At 42.6% G+C, this 592-nt stretch carries 1 protein-coding gene and 1 pseudogene; both read left to right on the plus strand.

All coding sequences use genetic code 11. The annotated features are described in order from the left end of the window. Positions 1–215, plus strand: a 215-nt coding sequence (locus R7Q46_RS28630; protein ID WP_318078502.1) for an EAL domain-containing protein, incomplete at its 5' end; no start/stop codon positions are given. Between the two features lie 212 nt (positions 216–427). Beyond that, a pseudogene (locus R7Q46_RS28635) lies at positions 428–592 on the plus strand (glycine C-acetyltransferase); the annotation flags it as partial.

Below are 592 nucleotides of genomic sequence, written 5' to 3' on the forward strand. Positions count from 1 at the left end.
TGTTTGAGAACGACTCTGATCGTGAACTGGTCAACGTGATCATTGCTATGGCCAAAGCCTTGCGTCTTAAAATTGTCGCAGAAGGTATCGAAGAGCAACGCCATGTGGATTATCTCAACGAGCTAAACTGTGAGTTCGGGCAAGGTTTCCACTATAGCCGCCCTGTGCCAGCGAAGGAGTTTGAGCAACTTCTAAACCAACCTACTTGGTCATAACTCCTTTCAATACAACCTCATAGAAAAGCATTGATGTTATTTGTTCCTCAAATTCATTAATGCTTTTCCACCTTGAGGGATAATCGTTTTCCTTTCCTTGTTTTACACTACAATTAATTGATAGCTGATGGCCTGTGACGCCCGTCACGTAAAGGCTAAACCAAATTCGAAACGAGTGAAAACTCGTCAAAACAACCAGGAAGGAATTGCGAATGTCTTCTGCATTTTACCAACAGATTCAACAGCAAATTGAAGAAGTGAAGGCTGAAGGTCTTTACAAAGCAGAGCGTATCATTACCTCTCAACAGCAAGCCGCTGTTAAAATCTCGACAGGTGAAGAAGTACTGAACTTTTGTGCGAACAACTACCTAGGCCTA

Source organism: Vibrio sp. 811 (genome assembly GCF_033339195.1).